This is a genomic window from Psychrobacter aquimaris (assembly GCF_016107525.1).
Classification (GTDB): Bacteria; Pseudomonadota; Gammaproteobacteria; order Pseudomonadales; family Moraxellaceae; genus Psychrobacter; species Psychrobacter aquimaris.
Window position 1 is genome coordinate 127,040 of record NZ_JABASR010000002.1, and the last position, 25,114, is coordinate 152,153.

The 25,114-nt window shown below is 42.9% G+C and carries 20 protein-coding genes and 1 pseudogene; 8 read left to right on the forward strand and 13 right to left on the reverse strand.

Annotated elements, in window-relative coordinates; translation table 11 throughout:
* Nucleotides 1-42: 42 nt before the first annotated feature.
* The 7 genes and pseudogenes from JFC10_RS02570 to ilvA form a co-directional block, all read right to left on the reverse strand.
* Nucleotides 43-816 (reverse strand): YdcF family protein, encoded by a 774-nt coding sequence (locus JFC10_RS02570; protein WP_198331540.1) that lies wholly within the window; start codon nt 814-816, stop codon nt 43-45.
* On the reverse strand, nt 806-1,912 hold the full coding sequence (murB, locus tag JFC10_RS02575) for a UDP-N-acetylmuramate dehydrogenase (RefSeq protein WP_198331650.1): 1,107 nt from the start codon (nt 1,910-1,912) through the stop codon (nt 806-808). The genes JFC10_RS02570 and murB overlap by 11 nt, the downstream gene beginning before the upstream one ends.
* Before the next feature lie 134 nt (nt 1,913-2,046).
* Nucleotides 2,047-2,544 (reverse strand): low molecular weight protein-tyrosine-phosphatase, encoded by a 498-nt coding sequence (locus tag JFC10_RS02580; protein WP_193012274.1) that lies wholly within the window; start codon nt 2,542-2,544, stop codon nt 2,047-2,049.
* A 206-nt stretch (nt 2,545-2,750) separates the two neighbouring features.
* Nucleotides 2,751-3,191, reverse strand: coding sequence for an RNA-binding S4 domain-containing protein (locus tag JFC10_RS02585; protein ID WP_193012275.1), 441 nt, complete (start codon nt 3,189-3,191; stop codon nt 2,751-2,753).
* A 124-nt stretch (nt 3,192-3,315) separates the two neighbouring features.
* A complete protein-coding gene (locus JFC10_RS02590) occupies nt 3,316-3,996 on the reverse strand; it encodes an FMN-binding negative transcriptional regulator (protein WP_198331541.1) in 681 nt (226 codons plus the stop codon).
* A 29-nt stretch (nt 3,997-4,025) separates the two neighbouring features.
* Nucleotides 4,026-4,169 (reverse strand): annotated as a pseudogene (locus JFC10_RS14990) (excalibur calcium-binding domain-containing protein); the annotation flags it as partial.
* A gap of 377 nt (nt 4,170-4,546) precedes the next feature.
* Entirely contained in the window at nt 4,547-6,100 is a 1,554-nt protein-coding gene (ilvA, locus tag JFC10_RS02600) for a threonine ammonia-lyase, biosynthetic (protein WP_193012277.1), read from the reverse strand.
* 195 nt (nt 6,101-6,295) lie between these two features.
* On the opposite strand from ilvA, the gene JFC10_RS02605 reads away from it, so the two are divergent.
* The 5 genes from JFC10_RS02605 (at nt 6,296) to rpiA (ending at nt 10,088) form a co-directional block, all read left to right on the forward strand.
* Nucleotides 6,296-6,670, forward strand: a complete 375-nt coding sequence (locus tag JFC10_RS02605; protein ID WP_198331543.1) for a winged helix-turn-helix domain-containing protein — start codon at nt 6,296-6,298, stop codon at nt 6,668-6,670.
* A gap of 124 nt (nt 6,671-6,794) precedes the next feature.
* Entirely contained in the window at nt 6,795-7,199 is a 405-nt protein-coding gene (gene arsC / locus JFC10_RS02610; protein WP_198331544.1) for an arsenate reductase (glutaredoxin), read from the forward strand.
* Entirely contained in the window at nt 7,189-7,926 is a 738-nt protein-coding gene (gene arsH / locus JFC10_RS02615) for an arsenical resistance protein ArsH (RefSeq protein WP_193012280.1), read from the forward strand. Before arsC ends, arsH begins: the two co-directional genes overlap by 11 nt.
* 67 nt (nt 7,927-7,993) lie before the next feature.
* A complete protein-coding gene (locus JFC10_RS02620; protein ID WP_198331545.1) occupies nt 7,994-9,304 on the forward strand; it encodes an arsenic transporter in 1,311 nt (436 codons plus the stop codon).
* A gap of 124 nt (nt 9,305-9,428) precedes the next feature.
* Nucleotides 9,429-10,088: a ribose-5-phosphate isomerase RpiA gene (gene rpiA / locus JFC10_RS02625; RefSeq protein ID WP_198331546.1), complete on the forward strand. Its 660-nt coding sequence runs from the start codon at nt 9,429-9,431 to the stop codon at nt 10,086-10,088.
* A 116-nt stretch (nt 10,089-10,204) separates the two neighbouring features.
* Here rpiA and argF read toward each other — a convergent pair whose 3' ends face one another.
* The 3 genes from argF to dnaB all read right to left on the reverse strand — a co-directional run bounded on the left by argF (nt 10,205) and on the right by dnaB (nt 13,969).
* On the reverse strand, nt 10,205-11,122 hold the full coding sequence (argF, locus tag JFC10_RS02630; protein ID WP_193012283.1) for an ornithine carbamoyltransferase: 918 nt from the start codon (nt 11,120-11,122) through the stop codon (nt 10,205-10,207).
* A 203-nt stretch (nt 11,123-11,325) separates the two neighbouring features.
* Nucleotides 11,326-12,432, reverse strand: a complete 1,107-nt coding sequence (gene alr / locus JFC10_RS02635; RefSeq protein WP_198331547.1) for an alanine racemase — start codon at nt 12,430-12,432, stop codon at nt 11,326-11,328.
* A 133-nt stretch (nt 12,433-12,565) separates the two neighbouring features.
* A complete protein-coding gene (gene dnaB / locus JFC10_RS02640) occupies nt 12,566-13,969 on the reverse strand; it encodes a replicative DNA helicase (RefSeq protein ID WP_192520311.1) in 1,404 nt (467 codons plus the stop codon).
* Nucleotides 13,970-14,316: 347 nt separating this feature from the next.
* On the opposite strand from dnaB, the gene pdxA reads away from it, so the two are divergent.
* A complete protein-coding gene (pdxA, locus tag JFC10_RS02645; protein ID WP_198331651.1) occupies nt 14,317-15,408 on the forward strand; it encodes a 4-hydroxythreonine-4-phosphate dehydrogenase PdxA in 1,092 nt (363 codons plus the stop codon).
* 212 nt (nt 15,409-15,620) lie between these two features.
* Here pdxA and JFC10_RS02650 read toward each other — a convergent pair whose 3' ends face one another.
* Together JFC10_RS02650 and JFC10_RS02655 are read right to left on the reverse strand one after the other, a co-directional pair.
* A complete protein-coding gene (locus JFC10_RS02650; RefSeq protein ID WP_198331548.1) occupies nt 15,621-17,408 on the reverse strand; it encodes an aspartate:alanine exchanger family transporter in 1,788 nt (595 codons plus the stop codon).
* Between the two features lie 9 nt (nt 17,409-17,417).
* Entirely contained in the window at nt 17,418-18,797 is a 1,380-nt protein-coding gene (locus tag JFC10_RS02655; RefSeq protein WP_193012286.1) for a glutamate decarboxylase, read from the reverse strand.
* 1,554 nt (nt 18,798-20,351) lie between these two features.
* On the opposite strand from JFC10_RS02655, the gene rsmA reads away from it, so the two are divergent.
* The gene (gene rsmA / locus JFC10_RS02660) at nt 20,352-21,215 is read left to right on the forward strand and encodes a 16S rRNA (adenine(1518)-N(6)/adenine(1519)-N(6))-dimethyltransferase RsmA (protein WP_193012287.1); all 864 of its coding nucleotides are present in this window, start codon (nt 20,352-20,354) and stop codon (nt 21,213-21,215) included.
* A gap of 113 nt (nt 21,216-21,328) precedes the next feature.
* Nucleotides 21,329-22,171: a symmetrical bis(5'-nucleosyl)-tetraphosphatase gene (locus tag JFC10_RS02665; RefSeq protein WP_198331549.1), complete on the forward strand. Its 843-nt coding sequence runs from the start codon at nt 21,329-21,331 to the stop codon at nt 22,169-22,171.
* 102 nt (nt 22,172-22,273) lie between these two features.
* Here the strand turns inward: JFC10_RS02665 and JFC10_RS02670 are convergent, their stop codons facing one another.
* Nucleotides 22,274-24,754, reverse strand: coding sequence for a site-specific recombinase (locus JFC10_RS02670; RefSeq protein ID WP_198331550.1), 2,481 nt, complete (start codon nt 24,752-24,754; stop codon nt 22,274-22,276).
* Nucleotides 24,755-25,114 lie beyond the last annotated feature (360 nt).

A 25,114-nucleotide genomic window follows, 5' to 3' on the forward strand; every position in this document is an offset into this window, starting at 1 on the left:
TTCTCAGAAGATATTTAATTGGCTACCTGCTTGTATTGAAATCTATTGATCAGATTTTTTTGCTGCGTTACCTCTTGGAGTTAACAGCTGCTGTGAAGTCACGTCGTTGGCATGACGACAATCTACCTGCGGACGTATCACATCGCGCAAATAAGCGGCAACCTCATAAACAGCCCGCCGTGAATGACTTAAGTTCTGCGCAGGCTTCATCCAGTCACGGCTCACTGGTAAAGGTGCGCTAAGTGGTGTGCTATTGATACCGTTTAAGGCAAACTGTCTACGAGCACGTGCCATATGGTAGCTGTCAGTAATGAGATACACGTGACGCAGTGGAATACGTTTGGCGGTAAAACGCGCATTTTCGCAGGTATTCATACTGGCATTTTCGCTTATCAGCCCATCAATGCCATGCTCAAGGAGCCATTGACCGAGCCACGGCGCTTCAGCACCGCTTAGCACAATAGGTAGGGGTAAGTCGTGATAAGCGCTGGCAGCGGTGCGGGCGCGGTTAAGACTATAGCTATTAAGAATAATTTGATTGTCATTATCATTGGTTAGTCCGCCGCCTAATACCACATAAGCGGTAGGCGGTGAGCTCAAGGCAGCAGAGGGTAGGCTGGGTAATGGCAAAAGCGTAAATAGATAAACAATCGCTTGGGAAAACAGCGGTGTAAACAGGCTGATGATTACTAAAATAACAGTTGTTGAACCAAGTAAAAAGGTAATATTAATGATGCGAAATAGCTTGATCATACGCTCAGCTGAACGCAAGTAATAACGCCATAGCCGCTTAGATAATAACCGCTTAGACCACATGCTCTTCATACCCAATAGAGCCATCAGTATTTACCCAAACTGGCTCACGCGCTAACTGAATCGCAAATTTTTCATAGACCGTATCGGCGATATGTCGTTGGGCATCTGCTACATCGTCTTGAGTGGCATGATAAGGGGCGTGATTGGTCAGCACCAAGGCTTGCTGCTGATGAGTGACAATCGGTGCAACACCACCACCTTTCAAGCCAGTCTGTTCAATCAACCATCCTGCCGCAACCTTTACCAGGGCATCAGGCATAGCATAGCCGACGATAGTAGGGTAGGTCGATTGTAAAGCAGTAAATTGCGATTGAGGAATAATGGGGTTTTGAAAAAAGCTACCACAATTTGGCAGCTGCTTGGGGTTAGGGAGTTTTTGTTGACGAATATTGATAATCGCTTGCATTACATCCGCAGGCACTGGCTGCGTACGACCGTGTTGCTCGGCATAGTGTTTTGCAACGGTTTGCACATCACCATAGCTGGCTAGGATTTTGGTTGCATCGGTATGTAGTCTGAATCCAACGCAGCTGATTAACCAGGTATTAGGCGCACGTTTAAATATGCTGTCACGATAGCCAAACTCGCAGTCGGTGGCTGTGAGATGATGCCAAGTTTGAGTGGGTAAGTGATAGGCTCGCACATACTGTAAGCAGTCTTCTAATTGGACACCATAAGCACCGATGTTTTGTACGGGTGCAGCGCCAGTTAGACCGGGTATCAGCGCCAGATTTTCTAGCCCGTACCAACCTTGATCGACTGTATATACCACCAAGTCATGCCAGTTTTCGCCTGCCATCACTGCAATATCGACGTGGCTATCTGTCTGAGCGGTTAGGCTGATACCTCGCATTTGGGGCTGCAATACGATAGCATTCAGGTGCGCTGGCAATAACACATTACTGCCGCCAGACAACACAAATAACGGCTTGTTTCGTGCTATGTCTTTTGCATGATTTGCCATAAAATCGTCAAGCTGTGTTTCATTCGTCAGTGTCACGACAGTATCCGCGACACAGGCTAAGGCCATGGTATTACCATGTGACAAATCGACTAATTCACGGGTCAATAAGCTCGCTGGCAAATCAGTGGTCATGGCAAATTGAGTACTAGAATTCAAGCGTGAAACTGAGGTCATAACATAGCCTATGTGGCAGATAGATAATGAATTACACAGTGTTTATTATAAAGGATGCAAGACATAAAGGTGGCATAAAGTTAACTTTATCGTTAGCAAGCTTTCCAGCTTTCAATCCACGCTTGTGCGCTTGACTCAATACGTTCAATCACTTCTTCAAAGTCATCGCCATCGCCTTTATAAGGATCTGGCACATCGTCGCCGCCATAAGTAGGATCTTCTTCACTAAATAAAGCCAACTTGGCCAAATGGTCCTCTGTGTCTGTCAAGCTGTCCTTGATGGCTTGTAAATCAGCTAAATTCTGTGTATCCATCGCTAGAATTAAATCAAAATTACGAAAGTCATCGGTACTGACTTGGCGGGCGACCAGTTTGTTGATTTTATAACCATGCGCTTTTGCATGGCGTTGCGAGCGAGTGTCAGGCGCATGACCAATATGCCAGTCACTTGTCCCTGCTGAATCTACTTTGATTGACAATCCAGCAATCGCTGCTTGCTGACGAAAGACTTCTTCAGCCGTTGGCGATCGGCAAATATTTCCCAAACAAACCAATAATACAGAAGACGGAGTACAGGTTTTCATCAGCATAATATGACCTTGTATAACAAAAAAACATGCTATAAGAGACCGCCATGTTAGTGCGGCTTTTATTAGCATGCAATTAATTAAGTAAATCGGCTGTCAGCCTAACGGTTAATGCCCTGAATGGCAAGGGTAGAAGCTAAACAATACGGTCATTTGCTCACGGATTTTTGACGATATTATTTATAGCCTAAGGTAGTGCTGTGACCAGCTTACTCTTGTTTGTGCTTAAAGCGTTGAAGATCACGGCGCTCTTTTTTGTTGGGTTTATTATCAGGCCGTGCAAGATTGGCAAGTTTACGCTGCTCAGCATAATAAGCGCGGCGCTCTTCGCTTTCCTCAGTTTCTGAATACAAAACTTCAGCGGCGAGCGCATTACCACGTTGCGCCGTTAGTGCTTCAACGACGACGGTCTTTTCAGTCATGGCAGTGGCTGAGCCTTGACGAATCTGTAGTTCATCGCCAATCATAATCTCTTTACTGGTCTTTACGCGACTACCCGCATAATGCACCCGTCCGCTTTCGATGGCTTCTTTGGCAAGGTTGCGAGTGCGATAAAATCGTGCTGCCCACAACCACTTATCGAGACGCATACGCACGACATCAGGTTGGCTATGGTTAGGCTGATTGTGGTTTTTGTTGTGTTTACTCATCAAAACCTCATAGATATCCATAAAGTAAGATAATAATAATGGTGCTTTTTTTGCAAATTGAAAGAGCCATGCGCTATCAAAATGTTTAAAAATAGATTCTTATGGTGAAGTAGAAAGGCTCGTCTTAGCCATTATTCTGATTGGCAACTTTCACAGCCATTTCTGCCGCATCATTTGTCTTCAACTGCGCTAAACCATTAATCACACCTGTGATATTTTCTACGGTTTTATTTTGGCTTAATTTAAATTGGGCTTGTATAGAATCGATGGGCAGCTTAAAGCCAATAATCCCTCGGCACATAGCATCGATATAAGCAGCAGGTGCCTCATCTAATGACCAAGGATGATCGGATAGCACCTCTTGCTGCGCAGTCATGGCTGCTAATATCCATTTCAGCGTATCGGCGTCTTCAAGCAGTTCAATTTTGGATTGAATATGGACGCTTTGATAGTTCCAAGTGGGCACTTCTTTATGAGTTCTGGCTTTGCTAGGATACCATTTGGGGCTGATATAGTGTCCAGAATCTTGAAAAATAATTAACCACGAAGTATTTGGTAAGGCGTCTTGATAAATAGGGTTTTTACGACCGAAATGACCGTAAAGATAGCCGTGCTGAGCATTAGAGTTAACATCAGAACCAACATCAGCATTAGGCATAAAGTTATCGTTATGCCAGAAGAGCGGTATATGGCAGGCTTCGATGCCATCTTTGGTTTGAGCAACCAAGGTCGCTAAGGGATTGGCTGCGATAAATTTCATAATGTTTTCTAGGTTTTCTTCGGTAAAAATGGCAGGAGTATGCATGCTGTTCTCAGTTTATGTTTGATATAAAATCAGTGACACCACTGCTGCTCACATGGAATACCATCATTGTTACCATCCATTTTTGTATTAGGGCAGTGTTGTATAAAGTAAGTGGCTTCTGCGCATGATGTCATCTGAGAGCAATGCTTTCGGCCATCACAGGTAAAGCTTGCTGCTGAGCCTGATAACGTGAGTACTGGTTTTACTGCCGAGACTGATGTTGACGTTGCCTTTGAATCGACGTACGTTGGCGGTATATCATCCAAATCAGTTGAGGTAAAAGCAGCGTCAACTGGATTATCAGTTGCAACGTTAGTAATAGGGTTGCTGTTGCTGGTCGTGTTTTTAGGTTGCAGTATCTTATAACCCACAAGTGCTAAAACCAGTAATAATACAAACATCAATATCTTTTGAATCACGGTTTACCAGCTAATCATGGTCGCTATAAATTAATGAAAGTTACCAACGAATAATTACTGTTCATTCATCAATGGCCGTTTTTTAGTGATTAAAAAATGGCCATTGATGTATTGATAGTCGACGTCTATTTTTATTTCAAAAATAACTGATAGCCGATATTATCATTGAGCATGGTGCAGTCATAGCCGATATCGAGTAACGCGTCTTGTAATTGACGAGAGTTACCCTCAGACGCTTGCAAACCGACCAATACGCGACCTTCGGCGGCACCATGATTGCGATAATGGAACAAAGTGATATTAAAGTCATCACCCAGTTTTTCTAAGAAAGTCAACAATGCACCTGGACGCTCTGGGAAAACCACACTTAATAACTGCTCGTTTGCGACCTGTGCATGACCACCAATCAAATGGCGAATATGGGATTTGGCGATATCATCATCGGTCAAGTCATGCGCTGTATAGCCATCAGCTGCCAATTGGGTACGAATGGTTTTACGCTCTTTGTCGCCTTCTTTTAGCGCGATACCGACGAATATTGATGCAGGCTCCATAGAGTCAGGTGATTTTTTACTATCGGCACGGTAGTTAAATTCAGTGATGTTACGTCCGTGTAAGCTGCGGCAGAAATTTAAGAAAGCTCCCGTTTGTTCAGGAATCGTCACGCCAAAGATGGCTTCTTTTTTCTCACCAATCTCAGTGCGCTCAGCGATATAGCGTAGGCGGTCAAAGTTCATATTGGCACCACAAATGATACCGACGCAGTTTTTACCTTGTAGATTATGGGCTTCGATATATTTCTTCATGCCAGCAACGGGTAACGCGCCCGCAGGCTCAACGATGCTACGGTTTTCTTCAAAGATATCTTTCACCGCAGCGCATACTTCATCATTGGTACAAGTCACCACTTCCGGCTCGACTAAAGGACCTGATTTATCACTTTTTTGCAGGCGAACGATCTCAAAAGGCAATTCGCCGATTTGAGCAACCGCCACGCCGTCGACGAACAGTCCAACTTGCTCAAGCTTAACGCGCTCATTGGCTTCAAGCGCCGCTTTAAGAGAAGCTGACTGCTCTGCTTCTACCGCAATCACTTTAACATGCGGCGCAACTTCACCTAAGAATGCCGCGACACCTGAGATAAGACCACCACCGCCAACCGCGACGAACACATAATCCATATTGCGCCATTGCTGGGTTAGCTCAAGACCAATGGTGCCTTGTCCAGCAATGACCAATTCATCATCATAAGGTGGGATAAAGGTCAGACCTTCTGTTTCAGCGCGATTGATTGCATAACGGTTGGCTTCATCGAAGCTATCACCATACAAATCAACATTGCCGCCCAGTGCTTTAACCGCATCTACTTTAATGTCAGGGGTGGTGGTCGGCATCACGATGATATTGTTTAGGGCAAGTTTACGGGCAGAATAAGCAACCCCTTGAGCATGATTACCCGCTGATGCGCAAATGACACCGCGTGCTTTTTGCTCATCACTTAACTGACTAATTCGATTGTAAGCGCCGCGTAATTTAAAGGACTTGACCGGTTGCAAGTCTTCGCGTTTAAAGCGAATGTCATTAGCGAAACGTTGGGTCAGCTTGGGTGCCGCTTCAAGTGGTGTTTGAATTGCCACGTCATAGACGGTGGCTTGCAAGATGGCTCGTACCCAATGTGACAGCATAATGTTTCCTAATAAAAAGTGTGATTGAATAGAAAAATTAAATAGATTAGCCTATGCTGATTTTGATGGTCTTGCAAGACTCAATTGCAGTTTTTGTAGTGATTTTAAGATTTGATGAAAGATAGGGTTGGTTTTATTTCAATATTTTGTCCAAGAAGTATTGAATGATTTCAATATGTCTGTATTATTGGACATATGGAAATAACTAATGCTATTGCAAGCTTTGCTGCGCTCTCTCAAGATACTCGTCTAAAAGCTTTTAGGTTGCTTGTCAGCCAAGAGCCCGTTGGTCTGCCAGCAGGTGAAATTGCTCGTCAACTGTCTGTGCCGCACAATACCATGTCAGCCCATTTATCGGTGCTGGCTCGGGCAGGGTGGGTGGTGTCTCAACGGCACAGCCGCCATATAATTTATCGTGCATCATTAGCACATATGGAGGGGGTGATTCAGTTTCTATTGCAAGATTGTTGTGCGGGACACCCGGAATTGTGTGCCTCGCTCATGGAAAATTTGAGCAGATGTGAGAGTGCTAAACCTGCTGATGCAGACAATCTTTCAAACAGTCAGTAAGCCCATAACTGATTTAACAAACCTCTTTATTACTAGGGCGTGTCCTCATTTTTAGCTCATTTAGTCAATTTCTTTAAGATTGAGGACATACCCTAAGCATACTCATAAAATAGGTAAAATTACTATGACATCATTGATTTTTCACAATCCAAAATGCGGTACTTCTCGCAATACGTTAGCCATCATGAAAGCATCAGGCGAAAATCCAGAGGTGATTGAATATCTTAAAAACCCACCAAGCCGTGATTACTTAGTTGAGCTGTTGGCAAAAATGAACCTTTCACCAAGAGAGCTGTTACGAAGCAAAGAGCCTGTCAATGATGAACTAGGATTAGACAATCCTGAACTGTCTGATGATCAAATCATTGATGCGATGATTGCCCATCCTATTTTAATCAATCGTCCTATCGTGGTCACGAATAAAGGCGCGGCATTATGCCGCCCATCAGAACACGTATTTGAGTTATTAGACAATCCAGTGGGCAGCTTTACTAAAGAAGATGGGGAAGTGGTTCATTATGGCAAATAATACAGCAGATTTGAATGTGATCGATTTGCCCAATATTGATGCAAGTGCAATACAAGCGATTGATATTGAGTCTTTAATTGGTACACATGACCCGCGCCATCCCCCTAAAATATTGGTGCTATACGGCTCTCTACGCCAGCGCTCATTCTCTAAACTGGCAAGTGAAGAAGCGAGCCGTCTATTGCGTTGGTATGGTTGTGAGGTTCGAACATTTGATCCGACGGGTTTGCCATTGCCTGATGCTGTTGATGCAGATCATCCAAAAGTACAAGAGCTGCGAGAGTTGGCGCAGTGGTCAGAAGGTATGCTGTGGGTGAGCCCAGAGCGTCATGGCAGTATGACCAGTATTATGAAAGCACAAATTGACTGGATTCCATTATCATTAGGCGGTGTACGTCCGACCCAAGGTAAAACTTTGGCAGTGATGCAAGTTAGCGGTGGCAGCCAAAGCTTCAATACGGTCAACCAATTGCGCATTCTGGGTCGTTGGATGCGGATGATTACCATACCTAACCAATCGTCTATTCCTAAAGCTTTTTTGGAATTTAACGACGATGATCGTATGGATAAGTCTCCTTTATATTTGCGTCTCGTGGATGTTTGTGAGGAGTTGGTAAAATTCACTTGGCTGACTCGTGGACGCTCAGCCTATCTAACAGACCGCTACTCTGAACGAGTAGAAAGCGCTGAGGAGTTGTCGCAGCGCGTCAATCAAAAATCACTCTAATTTATCCGCTCATAATTCATTTTCTAATACTTGCTCTTATAATAATTAAGCCTAGAAAGGTTACTCAATGCTTGCATTAACTATCTTTATCGTGACGTTGGTTTTAGTGATATGGCAACCTAAAGGATTGGGTATTGGCTGGAGTGCGATGGGTGGCGCATTGGTTGCCTTGGCTTTTGGCGTGGTACAGCTCTCCGATATTGGAATTGTGTGGGACATCGTTTGGGATGCGACTTTTACCTTTGTGGCACTTATCATCATCTCGCTTATCTTAGATAAAGCTGGATTCTTTGGGTGGGCAGCGCTGCATGTGGCCAGACTGGGCAATGGGCAAGGACGATTATTGTTTCCCATGATTGTGATTTTAGGCGCGTTTATCTCGGCGTTTTTTGCCAATGATGGGGCAGCATTACTACTGACCCCGATTGTCATTGCTATTTTGCTGCGACTTAAATTCTCACCACCATCCGCTTTGGCGTTTATCATCGCGACAGGCTTCATTGCTGATACTGCAAGTCTGCCATTAGTTACTTCTAATCTGGTCAATATTGTTAGTGCCAATTATTTTGATATTGGTTTTGGCCGTTATGCAGCGGTGATGATACCAGTCAATATCGTGTCTGTATTAGCGACGCTTGCCGTGTTATGGGTAGTCTATGCGCGGCACATTCCAAAACATTACTCTGTGGCTGAACTAAGCGCACCAGAGTCTGCGATTGAAGATCCGCTTGTCTTTAAAGCTGCCTTTCCACTGCTCGCGTTGCTACTTATTGCCTACTTTACGACGGAATCATTGGGCATTGCTATCTCATTTGTGACAGGAGTGGCTGCGCTATTGTTAATGGCTATCGCCGGTCGCTGGTGGCAAGGGGGTCGTGGTGCCGTCGTTTCTGTATCCGATGTTCTGCGTCATGCGCCTTGGCAAATTGTATTATTTTCCATCGGCATGTATTTGGTCGTTTATGGTTTAGGTAATGCAGGGTTAACGGCCTATGGTGCACAAGTATTGAATTGGTTGGGGCAGCAAGGTGCTGTAATAGCAACATTAGGGACAGGATTCCTCTCTGCTATTGTAGCGTCTATCATGAATAACATGCCATCGACCTTAGTTGGTGCACTGGCGATTGATAGTGCTCAAGTACCCGTTGCTACTCGAGAGCTCATGATTTATGCCAATGTGATTGGTAATGATTTGGGGCCGAAATTTACGCCTATCGGTAGTCTGGCGACTTTATTGTGGCTCCATGTATTGGCAGAAAAGGATTATAAAATCAGCTGGGGGCAATATATGAAAATTGGACTGCTTATTACTCCGCCCGTACTATTGGTCACGCTACTGGCTTTGGTTTTTTGGTTGCCTTATCTGTCTACATTTTAAAAGTTGAGTGAATGTCTTGCGATTAGCGTGGCTATTACGCTGACATCCATCAAACTCATCGGGTATAATAGCGGCGCATTTTACCTTTTTTAAAACGATACGTTTATTCTGTCAAGGATTTATGATGAGTGATCAGCAAGCACAAAAGCAAGCCGCAGCCAAAGCGGCTCTAAGTTATATCGAAGATGACATGATACTTGGAGTAGGCACAGGCAGTACAGTCAACTGTTTGATTGAATTATTGCCGACCGTAAAGCTTGCTGGCGCGGTGGCTAGCTCACAGGTCACTGAAGACAAACTTCGTGCCCTTGGTATCGAGATTATTGATTTGAACTTTGCGGGTACGCTTGATATTTATATCGATGGGGCTGACGAAGTCAATGAGCATTTGCAATTGATAAAAGGCGGCGGTGGCGCGCTCACTCGTGAAAAAATCGTGGCAGCTGCTTCTAAGAAATTTATATGCATGGTTGATGAGAGTAAAAGTGTCGAGATACTAGGCCGCGAATTCCCAGTGCCGATAGAGGTGTTGCCGCAAGCCCGGTCATATGTCGCTAGACAATTGGCAAAAATGGGTGGTGAGCCTGTTTATCGTGAAGACTTTGTGACTGATTATGGTAACGTCATCTTAGATACTTATGATTTGGACGTTAGTAATCCAATAGCGCTTGAGCAGCAACTGAATAATATCGTTGGGGTCGTGTGTAATGGTATTTTTGCTGCTAACCAAGCTGATGTATTGCTTAAAGCAAGTAGCGTTGGGGTCGAGACGTTGATGCGTTAAATGGCTCGTTAGCTGAGTAATAATTGTCGAGTAAGTATAAAAAAGGCAGACCATACTAAATGTGGTCTGCCTTTTTTATACTTACTCTTTGATAAATAGGTTATGACTATATTTTTTTATAGTTTGATTTTGTCTTGTAATAAGAATTCCATTAAGGCTTTTTGTGCATGTAAGCGGTTTTCAGCTTCATCCCATACCACTGAGCGTGGGTCGTCAAGCATATCATGAGAGATCTCCTCACCACGATGCGCGGGTAGACAGTGCATAAATACCACTTCAGGATCGGCTTTATCTAATAGCGATGGCGTTACTTGATAAGCGGCAAAACGGCGCGCACGAGTGTTTTGTTCAGACTCTTGTCCCATGCTTGCCCATACATCGGTGACAATTAAGTTTGAATCTTTCGCTGCCTCTTGCACGTTTTCGACAATACTGACGCAATGCGAGAAACGTTTCATCAGCTCAGGGTCAGGCTCGAAACCATAAGGAGCTGCTACTCGTAGCTCAAAGCCAAACTGATGAGCCGCTTGCATATAGGATGCGCACATATTATTGCCATCACCGACCCAAGTGACGATTTTATTTTCGATACTACCGCGATGCTCATAATAGGTTTGCATGTCAGCTAGTAGCTGGCAAGGATGAAACTCGTCAGTTAAAGCATTAATAATAGGAACACTTGAGTATTCAGCAAAGGTCTCAACTTTTTCGTGGCCAAAGGTACGAATCATGATGATATCGACCATGCTCGATATAACACGAGCGGAGTCTTCTAGTGGCTCACCACGCCCAAGCTGGGTATCATTTGGCGATAAAAATATAGCACTACCACCAAACTGACCCATACCCGTCTCAAACGAGATGCGCGTACGGGTTGAGGATTTTTCAAATATCATGCCAAGCGTACGACCAACAAACGGCTGATATATCTCGCCTGCGTGTTGCATCTTGCGCAATTCGCTGGCGCGTTTTATAAGGTTTTCTAGTTCTTGTTTGGTTAAATCAGATAAGGTCAAAAAATGGCGCAAACTCATAGTAATCCTAGCAGTCGATCGCAGTCAGTGAAACGTCATCAGTCTTTAATAGTATCGCGTCAGTGCGTATACTGGGGTGACAACAAACTTTTAGTATAGCGCAATTAGGCTTAATGTAAATGTCCAATTTGCCGTGATTTATCAGTCTGGCAAACAGTCATTAAATGGATAGCGATAAATGGATAGCGATTAGGTCAGCATAATTATACTTGTATACGATTTGGGCGATTGCTTAGGCGGCATAGTAGCTCGTAGCTAATCGTACCTGCATGTGCGGCGACTTCATCGACGTGCGGTGAATCGCCCCACAGTATTACTTTGCTGTCTAACGCAATGTCTTCTGGTGTGGTACTGATATCAATGACAATCATATCCATTGCCACCCGTCCAATGACCGCGCATCGGTAGCTTTGATTGTTGGTAGTATCGATAACAGAAACATAGGCCTCATCGCTTACGACACGAGGGTAGCCATCACCGTATCCAATGCTCACCAGAGCCGTTCTAGTGTCTTTCTGCGCTGTCCAGCGACTGCCATAGCCAATAGCATTGTCTGCATGGACTGTTTGCAGGGCGATAATTTGCGCGCTAAAATCCATCGCTGGCTGTAAGTCTAACTCATGCGCGCTTTTATCAATCACAGGGGCGCTACCATATAAAATAATGCCAGGACGCACCCAATCATAATGATGCTCTGGAAAATTAACGATACCAGCAGAATTACATAATGAGCCTTGGATATCTGGGCTAATGGTTGCTTGTAAGGTGTCTAATACCTCCGAAAAACGTTGTATCTGCATCGCATTCAATGGATGAGCACTATCATCAGCATTGGCAAAATGCGTTGCTAGTATCAACTGATATCCGGCTTCATGCAGGCGCTTAGCCGCTGCCATAACGCCTTCAGCATTGAAGCCTAAACGGTTCATGCCAGTATTGTATTTAAGCCAAACCACTCTGGTTGCACTATTGGTTGGTGGAATATTCTCTAAAGCCCACTGCAATTGCGGTGCATGGTGAATCACGCAGCTAATATCATGTTCAATGGCTTGTTGCCACTCATCAGCGGTAAATGCACCTTCAATCAAACCAATGGTTTTGTTCCAGCCCAACTGCCGAGCTTCCAGCGCTTCAGTTAGGGTGGCGACGCCGATACCATCTGCCATTTGCAATGCTGGCAACACTGCAGCCACGCCATGTCCGTAAGCATTGGACTTGACCATAGCAAGGACTTTAGAGTTTGGTGCCATTTTCTTGACTTGGTTTAAGTTGTGAGTAATGGCTTGTGGTTTGATTGTGATAGTACGCATAATTGGCTTCTTTATAAGTAGAATTATGAAGTTATAAAGCCAGTACCGCATCAATCGGGCTAATGCAGCACTGGCTATTTTGTTAAAAAGTACTTATTAGCTTATGATTAAGCCTTAGTCTTTATAAGATTGGTTACTCATCATTCTCATAACTGACGTTTTGATAGTATTCTGGCGTTAGGTTAATAAAGCGGGTAAATTGCCCTTCAAAGCCCAAACGTATAGTGCCGATAGGGCCGTTACGCTGTTTACCAATAATGATTTCAGCCACGCCTTTATGATCTGAGTTTTCATTATAAACCTCATCACGATAGATAAACATAATCAAATCGGCATCCTGCTCAATTGCACCCGATTCACGCAAATCCGACATGATAGGGCGCTTATTAGGACGGTTTTCTAGACTGCGGTTAAGCTGCGACAAAGCAATAACAGGGCATTCAAGCTCACGTGCTAGCGCCTTGAGACTCCGTGAAATCTCAGAGATTTCTCCAACACGGTTGCCATCTAAGTTTGGCACTTTCATCAACTGGAGATAATCGACGACGATGGCGCCAAGTTTTCCATCATGATTTTTGGCGATACGGCGGCAGCGTGAACGCATCTCAGAGGGTGGCAGCGCTGTACTATCGTCAATATAAAGATGCTTAGATTGCAAGTGTTGAATGGCGTTCATCATTTTTGCCCATTCGTCTTCATTCATTTGCCCAGAACGCAGATGCGTCTGATTAATCGCGCCCCATGAGGACAGCAAACGCATGACGATAGACTCAGCAGGCATCTCCATCGAAAACACCACAACAGGCAGATCTTCATTGAATAAAATCCCTTCTGCCAAGTTCATCGCAAAAGTGGTTTTACCCATAGAAGGACGGGCGGCCACAATGATTAAGTCACCTGCCTGCAAGCCTTGGGTTTTATTATTTAACTCAGCAAACGGCGTTTGTAAACCAATCATGCCATCGGGATTGGATTTTAGCTCTTGAATCTTATCAATAACATTGGTCAAAACAGCAGTAATACCTACAGGTCCACGCTGTTCGGCGCGTTTGTTATGTTGCTCATTTATGCTAAATATCTTACCCTCAACACTGTCTAAAATATCACTAACGGTCTGGTCTTTAGGATTATAGGCGAGCGTGAGCATCTCATTGCCAGTCGTGATCAATTGGCGTAGAGTAGATAACTCACGTACGCGCTGAGCATAGGCGGTCAGGTTAAACAAGGTCGCAGGGCTTTGGCTCAAAATATCTGCCAAGTAGCTATCGCCGCCTGCACTTTTAAGGAGTTTTTGTGCTTCTAGCCAGTCGTGTACCATGACCGTATCGTAGGGTTCATTCACTGCCGCTAAATGGGCAATAGCATCAAAAATATACTGATGTCGCCCTGCATAAAAATCATCTTTGGTAACGATATCAGCAATCTTGTCGTACGCCTCTTCGATACTCATTAAAGACGCGAGTAATGCCTTTTCAATATCGATATTGTGCGGCGGTGTCTGATTGAGTAAGTCGTCGGTTTTTTCGTTGTCTGCCATGAGTGCCTAATGTGTCAAAAGTCGATATAAAAGAGGGTGTAAATGGGTATTTGATATAGGAGTTTAATTGGGTGCTGATACAGCAAATAAAACGCCACGCGCCACTATAATTGAAGTACCAAAACCTGATCTCGGTGTTGACTGGTAAATGCTATAATGAAAAGCGAAAGTTTAACACATAATGTGCTTTTTTCGGCACCGATAGACAACTATCTATCCTCGATGAGGATTATGACAAGTCAAAAATTATCTATACAATATAAGTGTCAGCACTTATTTTTCCCATAAAAAATACAATAAAATTCAAGACTTAATATGAATATAAAGGCGTAGTTACTATGCAAGATATACAAAAAAAATTGCCGCTATTAATAACAACTGGTGAGCCTGCTGGTATAGGGATGGATATCGTGCTGCTATTAGCGGCTGAGAGTAAACTGCAGGATTTTGAACGCCCAGTTTGGGTCACCGCCGATAGCACCGCTATGACAAAGCGCGCAGATGAGTTGGTTGCAGCTGGCGTGCTGACAAATTCACCTATCTGGCAAACTATTGATATGGATGCCAACGACTTTAATTTTAACTTTTTAGAGCAGATGTCGCAGCAAAATACTGACGTTGATAATGCTTTTATTCTGCTTAATATATCTTGTGCTGAACCAGTTGTTTGCGGGCAAATTAACACTCGCAATTCGGCAATGGTCGCCAAGCAGTTAGACATTGCCCATCAGTTGGCAACCAATAAAACAGTGGCTGCTATCGTCACTGGACCATTGCAAAAGTCCGCACTGATAGATGCTGATATTAAACTGCTCGATGGCACTATGTTTAGCGGTCATACAGAGTTTTTTATGCAGCAAAGTGGCTGTGATAAAGTCGTCATGATGCTCGCCAATCAAGCAATGAAAGTTGCGCTCGTCACTACGCATTTAGCGTTAAAAGACATTCCTGCTGCGATTACTACTAATAATGTAAGGCAAACGGTACAAATTGTCATTGATGATATGCGAGAGAAGTTTGGCTTAATACAGCCACGTATTTTAGTCTGCGGTCTCAATCCACATGCAGGCGAGGGTGGGCATTTGGGTACGGAGGAGATTGAGATTATTAATCCCGTGTTACACGAGTTTATCAAAGCAGGCGTCGATATATCAGAGGCGATGCCAGCGGATACGTTATTTACCCCAAGGCATTTAGCGAACTGTGACGCAGTGATTGCCATGTATCATGACCAAGGGTTGCCAGTGCTAAAGTCGCACGGTTTTGGTGATACGGTTAATCTCACCTTGGGCTTGCCTTATATTCGTACCTCTGTCGATCATGGCACGGCGCTAGATTTGGCAGGACGCGGCGGTGCGAGCGCGACGAGTTTATACCAAGCACTACTGATGGCTAATGAGATGGCGGATAAGTTGCTTATTAATAGACCTTTTGCATAATTCGGTGACTTAGCAAAATTTATGATGCAGTATTGGATAACTTTAGTGTGAGCCATGACTATTTGGCCTAATATGAGTGGTTCAATTATATCAGTCTATTTTAAGTGGTCTATTAATTGATGTAGAGGTCAGTTTTAATGGTTCCGTTGGGGGTATGCTTTAAATAGACTGATTTGAAATCATCTTTGGCTACTAACTTCAGTCCTAAAAACTCAAGATAAAATTATTGAAATATAACCACCAATCAAAGCTAAAACGGTCGTAAGTGCATAACTGACAGGATAAGGTATAGCAGCGACTGAACTTTTTGACTCTTCCATAATGGCATTTAGTCCAGGTGTACTATTTCTAGCACCAGTTACGGCACCATCAGCAATAATTGAGTTAAGTTTAAAGAATTTCACCCCTATCCAGAAGGCAACGAGCGGTGGTATTAACGCACCTGCTATTCCGATTACTGCTAGCCATAATAGAGTATCACCATGTAAGGCTGTAATGACTTTAGGCCCAACATTGGCTGCTAAAACCGCTACAAAAACGTTTAAACCAAAATCTTGCAAGAAGCTTCTGGCGCCTTCATGTATTGGACCACCAAACTCAGGGTTACGACTGCGAAAATAACTAACGGCAATCCCAGCAAGAATACAACCTGCTGAAGTTCCTAGTGCAAATGGGATACCTGCAATTCGGACCGTTATAATACCGACTAAATATCCAATAACCATCGCAACGGCGAGATAAATTATTTCAGACTTCATGGTTGGTAATATTACTCGTCCTCCCAATCGTTTCCCTGCCATTTTTAAGGCCACATCCGGACCTGCCAATCTAATCACATCTCCGAAAGAAATCTGTGTTTTAGGACCTAAAGGGATTTCATTACCTGCTCTAAATAAAGCTTGAACCGTGACGCCTCCTATTCCAGACTCGCTGAGGTCATCAATATTTTGACCTGAAATATCATGAGAGCCAATATGAATATCTGCAACTTCTATAGGAACATTGCGGGCCAATTGATCATCAGATTCAGGTCCGATAAGCTCATTGTCTACAAAAATCAAATCGTGAATATTGGCTCTAACTGTAACGATATCGTTCAGTTGAACGATAGGATCATCTGATAACTCTATAATCGTGCCATTTCTAACCAAACGTAAGATAGGCGCTTGCGGATATTCTTTGACTAACGCTGAGATGCTTTTGCCAAGAATGTTTTTGTGAGTCACATAAAAGGCGCGTAAATCATACGGTGAAAAACCCAGCGTTAATGCCTGAGGTGCTCCAGGTAAAGGGTCTGTCGCACCGCCATTATAATCAGCTTCAGCAGCTTTAGCCTCTTCAGCAGAGTTGTAACCAAAAATCTTAGGTAAATAGCGAATGAGTAAAATGATACCAACAGTGGATAGGACATAGCTAACGGCATAGGCCGCGGCCATATTAGCACCAACTTCTTCTGCTGTTATCCCTGACGGTGGTATATAGGCGCCACTCGATAAAGCGCCTTGCCCCACTCCTAGTATGGCCGTTATGGTATAGCTGCCAGAGATAAGTCCTGTTGCGTATCCAGGTGCTAAACCTGCAAACTTTGCCCCAAAAAAGCAGATAATCCAGTTTAGTGACCAGACAATGACGCCAATACTAATGAATGCCAAACCGCCTTTTTTTAATCCAGAAAAAAACTGAGGTCCAACTTTAAGCCCTAACGCATACATAAAGAGGAGCAGCATAAAGGTTGAAAGAACCCCCGGTATGGCATAAGTAATACCATAAACAGATTGTGCAATCATCGAAAGCACAACCCCCACCAGCAAAGTACCTGCTGTTGACCCTAAAGAGATATTCTTGATGCTACGATTACCAATATAAGTACCTACTGCTAATGATAACAAGATAAATACTATGGGCTGAGTATCAAGTAGTTGAAAAAATCCATGTAAGCCTGAAGCAGTAACAGGCTCTATCTTATCGAATATTTGACCGACTACAGTAGGATTACTCATAACGCTCTTCTATGTGTGATGAAAGGTACGAGTAGAGCTAGAATGTGAAACTGGATGCGCTTTATAGTATTCAACAGCTGCTTTAATATCACGCAATAACAACGCTGCCATATCTCGACTGATACCATGACGAATTAGAATACGTTGAATGACGGTATCCTGACGATCATTTGGTAGTGGATAAGAGGCTATTTGCCAACCATGCTGGCGAACTTTGTCAGATAAATCATAGAGATTAAAACCCCAGTCTCCTTCTTTTAAGGTGTAACTAAGGGCGGGTAAACCACCTCGTCCATCATAAAACATTTCGAATGGACCTAACTTTGAGATTTCATCTGCTAACCATTGAGCGGTATCTACACAGGCTTGTTGAACACCTCTATAACCATCAAATCCTAATCGTAAAAAATTATAGTATTGCGCAACAATTTGACCACCTGGTCGAGAAAAGTTAAGCGCAAAGGTTGCCATATTTCCACCTAGATAATCCACATAGAATATCAAGTCTTCTGGCAAGTCTTCTTTTGAGCGCCAAACCACCCAACCGACACCTAGTGGTGCTAAACCATACTTATGACCACTGGCATTAATAGACTTCACTCTATCAATACGAAAATCCCACTCAAGGTCAGGTTGAGTGAAAGGTGCTATGAATCCACCCGAAGCGGCATCTACATGAATAGGTATGTCCCATCCTTTTTCGTTTTGAATTTTATCTAGCTCTTTCGCCATAGCAGCGACATCTTCATACACACAGGTGTAAGTCACGCCTAATGTAGGAACGACGCCAATGGTATTCTCATCAACATAGTCTTTTATTTTTTCGGGATTTGTACCAACCTCATTACCTTCAAGTGGAATTTGGCGAAGTTCAACATCAAAATACCGCGCAAATTTATGCCAACAAATCTGTACCGGCCCAACGACTAAATTAGGTTTTGAAGTATCTAATCCTGCTGATTCACGTTTTTGACGCCAACGCCATTTCATGGCTAATCCGCCAAGCATGCAAGCCTCTGATGAGCCAGTAGTTGAGCAGCCAAGGGTAGTCTGAGATTGTGGACTATTCCATAAATTCGCTAAGATATGAACACAACGCGCTTCAATCTCAGCAGTCTGTGGGTATTCATCCTTATCAATCATGTTTTTATCAACACATAAGTCCATGAGGTCATGAACCTGATCTTCCATCCATGTCGTACAAAATGTAGCCATATTCTGCTTGGCATTGCCATCGAGGAGTAGCTCGTCTTTTATAAACTGGGCAACAATTTCTGGCTGGGTACTTTTTTGAGGCAACTGAAATTTATTGAGTAACGTATTACTCATTGGATCTTCATAAGCATCTTCGCCAATAGGATCTACCCGTTTTCTGTTATGTAAAGGCATAATCTAACGCTCCATTATGTGATTGAAACATCATTGTTTGTGTCGACCTACATATATTAGACGCCTCTGAAAATTCAAAATATGTTGTTCTATTGTTAATTTAAATTTACATAACCGTTGTTTTATTGTTAAAAATAGTGATTTATTATCTTAAACAAATGTTTAATTTATCTAACTAAATTAAGTACTATATGGAACTATAATCAAAAATTGTTAAATAAGCCTATGGGCTAGCATGACAGCAGCTTCACAATGGTCTTTGAACTTACAATATTTTGTTCAAGCGCTCATAATGGCCGGTCTTGGAATTGTCGGAGACTTAACACTGTAAGAGGTTATGATGAAAAGAGTAAACCGTACCTCTAAAATCAGATAAAGCGTTGTTAGTATACTTATGGAAGCATCAAATCACTCCACCACCACAGGGATAGCCATTTAAGCCATTGTCTCTAAGATGGAGGTCTCTGAGACCCTTTTAGCATGGATTTTCAACGGTTATATAAGCTTAAAGGTTCGATGAGTGAACTAAAGAATTTGAACGTGAGAATAGAGAGATAAAGTAAGACAAAAAAATAATCCGAAAAGTCGTTATTTTTTTTGCCTAGACGAGCAAAACACTACTATCAGGGCTAAACCGCGTCTGAAGGTGTAGTAGTTAATTAATTTGAGACAACGACTAATATGCTTAGATTAAGGCATACCTTAAATTTATTAGTCTGAATTGTTGGTTGCGTTAAATTCTGCGTTAGTAACGATCTGTCTATGCGCTTTAAAGAACTTAATCACGCGCTCATTATTATCAATAAATCCCTGAATAATTTCGGGATAATCCAATATTCTACCATCAGCCGCTATGACGTCTTTAAATGCTTGCGTAAAATGCGTATCATAGGCACTTAGATTAAGTGTTTGATTGTATTGATTATTTATTATTCTGATTTCATATTGTATTAGAAAGTCATCTGAACCGCCTCGATATTGTCGGGACGGTTCAAAAAAATTTAGAAGGTTTTATGGAGTGTTATCTTGGTAAAAACCCAAGAAATATATTACTTAGAAATCTCAACGATTTGTTCCAAGTTGCTTATGAAAAAAGAACGGGAGTATTCTTCTTTTAATTAATCAGACTATTTTAAGATAGTAATTCTCCAAGTTTGTTTCTACGGATTTGAAGGCAATGGTCACTAAGCAGTTAGCGGTGAATTTTCGTAATCATTAAGCTAAGCTCATTAAGTGCACTCAGATGAATGCTGATTCAATATAAAAGTCTATACCCATTGGAATCACTTGGGCTACAGCCAAAGGTTCAAGTCCTCACTAGAGAACTGTATATATCATCAAAATTATAGCAAATGATTTGTAAACTAAAAATACTGTATCGATTGCGCTAAGATATAGGTGATTTACCGCTAAAACATCTCAAAAATACAGTGTAATTATGAGCTGTGCTATAATTTCGTCTTACAAAGCCAGAAAATAAAAGCGCATATAAAACCAGTATATTGTTGCCATAGCGCTATAGTCCTTTTATCTTTTACTCATTAAGACTTTTTTATGTCCAAAACTACATTTGATGCTCAATCTATTTCTAACAGCCTACGCGCTGCCAAACACCAACCGCGTAAGCGCTTTGGTCAAAACTTCTTACATGACCGTAGTGTTATCCGTGAGATTGTTGAGAGCATTCGCTTAGAGCGTGATGACAATTTAATCGAGATTGGGCCGGGGATGGGCGCGCTGACGGAACCGCTATTGGCAGAAGTCGATGCGATGACCGTGGTAGAGCTCGATCGTGATTTGGCAGATAGCTTGCGTATTCGTATCGGTGCCAACAGTCACCCAAACTTTACGATTATCAAAGACAATGCCATGCATGTCGATTATCGTGAGCTGTATAGCCCTGAGCGTGGCAAGCTACGTGTGGTCGGCAATTTGCCGTATAACATCTCGACGCCAATACTTTTTCATTTGCTCAGTTATGCTGATGTGATTCAAGACATGCACTTTATGCTGCAAAAAGAAGTGGTCGAGCGTATCACCGCTGACGTCGGTAGCAAGACTTACGGTCGCCTATCTGTCATCATGCAATATCATTGTGATACCGATTATTTATTGACCGTACCACGTGGTGCTTTCAATCCACCACCAAAAGTCACCAGCGCAGTCTTTCGCCTGACGCCGCATATCAATAAGCCTATCGTGGCAGAAGACGAAGAGTATTTTGCGATTGTGGTACGCGAAACCTTTAACCATCGTCGTAAGACGTTACGTGCCATCTTTAAAAAATCAACCTTGCTGCCAACGCTGAGCGAGGATGATTTTGCGGCTTGCGCTATCGACCCACAAGCGCGTCCTGAAGTCTTAAGTGTGAAGGATTTTGTGAATTTGAGCAATCAGGCACGTAAAGTAGAGGTTTAATTAACCTATTAATCATTAATCGTCAAAAGTATGTGTGTAGAAGCTATGATGTAAAAATCATGACACTATACGATTTTCACATAAAGAACATCACATAAAAGCATAGAGGTATTATGAGTTTTCGCCATCAGTATGTCATCGGTGACCTGCAAGGTTGCTATGCGGCGTACCTTCACTTACTTGAGATATTAGATTTTGATCCTGCGCAAGACAAGCTATGGCTTGCAGGTGACTTGGTGGCACGTGGTGAAGACTCGTTAAGTACATTGCGTCATGTCAAAGCACTTTGTGAGCAAGGCGCCGCTGCGACAGTACTCGGCAATCATGATATTAATTTGATCGCTGTCTGGCGAGGTGCTGCAAAGATTAAGAAAAAGGATCAGACAGCACCTATTTTTGCTGCCGATGATTGTGATGAGTTGCTGGAATGGCTGCGTCATCAGCCGGTATTGGCTTTTCCTGATGAGCAGACGGTATTGGTACATGCTGGCATTCCACCGCATTGGACGGTTGAGGCAGCAGCTAACTATGCGCAGCAGTTAGAGTCACAACTGCAAAGTAGTTTAAAACAGCTGGATCGTTTATTGCCGAATTTATATAGTAAGACTGCTGATGACTGGCATCCAAATATTAATGGCTTTACCAAAATGCGCGCAATTGCCAATTACTTCACTCGTATGCGGCTATGCAAACAAGACGGCACGCTAGAATTTAGCTTTGCAGCAGGGTTAGAAGCGTTTATGCCAGAGGGTTTCCTGCCTTGGTTTGAATGGCAAGTACCGCGCACGCGCAAGATACTATTTGGTCATTGGGCAGCGCTGAAAGGTGAGGTGGATTTACCGTATGCGCGTGCACTTGACGGCGGCTGCGTTTGGGGTAATGATCTCTTGGCGTATCGCTTGAGCGATGGCAAAATCATCACGTCAAGTGCGCATTGCTTACAACCAGAAACATAATATCAAGGCATGTCCTCATTTCTATCTCCATTTTTAAAATGAGGACATGCCCTAGCTATCTGACTTAGACAAACGATTTCTTAAACCACCAAAATCTTCCCATTAACTGGGTAGGTTTGGTGGTTTTTTTGGTTTAGGCAGTGATGTTTTAGCATCGCCCGCGGCCTTGCTTTCAGGGTTGCTATTATCGCTTTCATAATGGGCAGTCGTCTCATTATCCTCATGAAATGCTCTATGCGCTTTGTCATATTGAATATCACTGCTATAAGGGACGCTATTGAGCTCCTCATCTATCAGCCCATCATCGAGTTCAATGGTTTTTTTAGTGCTGATATGATTGGTGGTGTTGTGTGTTTCCCGACTTTTTAGCAGAGGATCAGCGTCACCATTTGAGATATTATTATCGTAATCTATGTCTGTGATAGCCTGTTCATTATGCATGCTTTTTTGCTTAGATTTAGGTAGGATTTTTACATCAGACAAACGGCGCACAACATAGTTATTGGGTATAGGTTGTCCGCCTTTATGAGCGCTGGTATCGTCAAAAATCATATGTCCTTGGCTGTCGATACGAGCATACTTCATAGGCTTATCACGTGGCCAGAAAAAGTCAGAAGGATGGGTGAGCATGTGACTAAAAATCTGCTTGGTTAAACGGCTCCACTCAAGGAATTTGACTTCTTTAGAGCGCAGCGCCACAAATAAGGCGAGTGAGAAGCTTACCATGAGGTTTACCATACCGATGAGGGCAACCCCCAAAATAGAGACAAAGACAATCTGCCAATCCCACTGGCTGGCGGAAATATTAAACAGTCCATGTGCTAGATTGGCTGAGGCAAACGCAATATGGCGTATATCAATCGGTAAGCCAAATAAATAGCCAATTGTTGCGGTACTGCCTAAGAACACCCCGAATAAGAAATTGCCCATAATGGCGCCAAGGTTGGCTTCTATAAAGCCGCCTAAACGCTGCAACCAAGATTTGGGTAATACATATTGAAGTAGCCTATGGCGCTGAATACGGGCACCGATTTGGTTATAGACTGCCAAGTTATCATAGTAACCAGCGATCAGACCTGATAAAAATAAATACACACCAGCGATTGCGGCATGTGGTAGTGCAAGTGAATGAAAGGGGTCAAGATCATGCAGTAAGTGTGCAGCCTTGTCGGTATTAATCATCGGCGCGCCGGTATATTGTAACCACGCAAAAGAGATAATCAGGGCAACTGGTATCGCTAGCATGATATTACCCATAATCGCCACAAATTGGGTACGTAAAATATCGACCACTAACTCTGATAGCTTATTTAACTGGTGTGACTTTTTGCCAGAACTGTCCGAGATGGTAGAGGCGATTGCCGCTGCCGTCATGGCTGGCTGCTTGGTGGCGACCGTTCCATGAACGATATGGATGAAAACAAAGCCCAATCCATAAATCATGCTATTTACAAAGGCGCGTCCCATCGGTGCGAGGGCTAGGTTATAGGCCAATATCTTAAGCGTTGCCATAAAAGCAATGATAAAACCACCGATAGATGCTTTTTTGAACATTTTTTGATAGCCCGCTTTATCGGTACTAATATAATGTTCGCCGACGCGGCTGGCGTTTTCGGTAACTTTGCGTGACAACAGCTTGGTATTATTATCAATCAAATAGCCAATACTATAGCGACGGCTGGCAGTGGTAATCAGCGCTTGAATCAGCTCAATGATTGCCTGATCGCGCTTATCATAATTGTCTGCTACCAGCTCAGTTAAGATGCGCATACGCTGCAAGCTTTGATCTAAGCGTAGCATCATATTGGTTAGGCGAATAGAGATACCGGTTTTATAAATCCGCTTGCGTATGGTGGCAACGATATCTTCGCATTGTTCAATCATGACCAATAATGGCGCTGGGTCCACCGCTTTTTCAGGAGTGATGTCCGTTAAGGTATCAAGTTCATGGGCTTCACGGTACTGATTGACATACAAGACCGCCTCTTGATTTTGTGCCACAAATGATGCTGAATAATTCAGCATTTGCGGATAAAATTCCATCAAATCCGGGTGCAAGCCAATGCCGCTGATACGATAGGATAAAATGATAATGGCGTTCAAAATACTGTTTTTTGCCGTCGCCACTAAGTTTAAATGCTGCTCATCGACTTTGAGTAGCTTGACCAGCTCATCCCATTTGTCTTTTTCAATATTGGCAAGCCAGCGCTCATCAGAGCGTTTATCAAATAAATAACCGACCAATTCTACGACAGAGTCTTCTTGTGGTAATAGCGGTAAAAAACGATGCCCGATAAGGCGGCGCAGGCTATTAAAAAACCCTTGATCTGACATGATGCCAGTATCGGTATATAAAGCAATTTGACGATATTCAATAATAAGTTTTAAGACAAAACTTGACAGCCCATCTGCATATTCTGGATGTTGACGTAAAATATCAATCAGATCTTGAATGTTTTGATTGGCTAACGCAGGCTCTTTATCACTCACGCGTAGCTCATCGATTAAGCGTTTGAGTACCGCAGGATCTGGCACATCACTTAAGGCAGTAATCTGTTGTAAAATGTGTTTTATTTCTGACACATTGCATCCCTTGTGGTGGTTATTTCAATCATTGTCATTATTCAGTATATGCAAGGATATATTTTAGTGATTATTGTATTTATCAATGCCGTGATATTTTCTATATTTAATTTAAAGCTCGACAATTTGCAGTCTGTTAATTTAAGAGTTAGGGATATTGGTATTGATCTCAATGCTTATGACCATGCGCTATTTTAATCGTAACAACGCATGGGCGGTTAACTATTTTGTTAGCAGTTATTTTGTGGCGCTCATTATATTAATTATTGAAACGATTATCGTGATGATATTTTTGGCAAAAAAAAGGACAGTAGCGTGACTGTCCCTTTTATCGTAGTGCGGTATGGTTTACTTTATTAT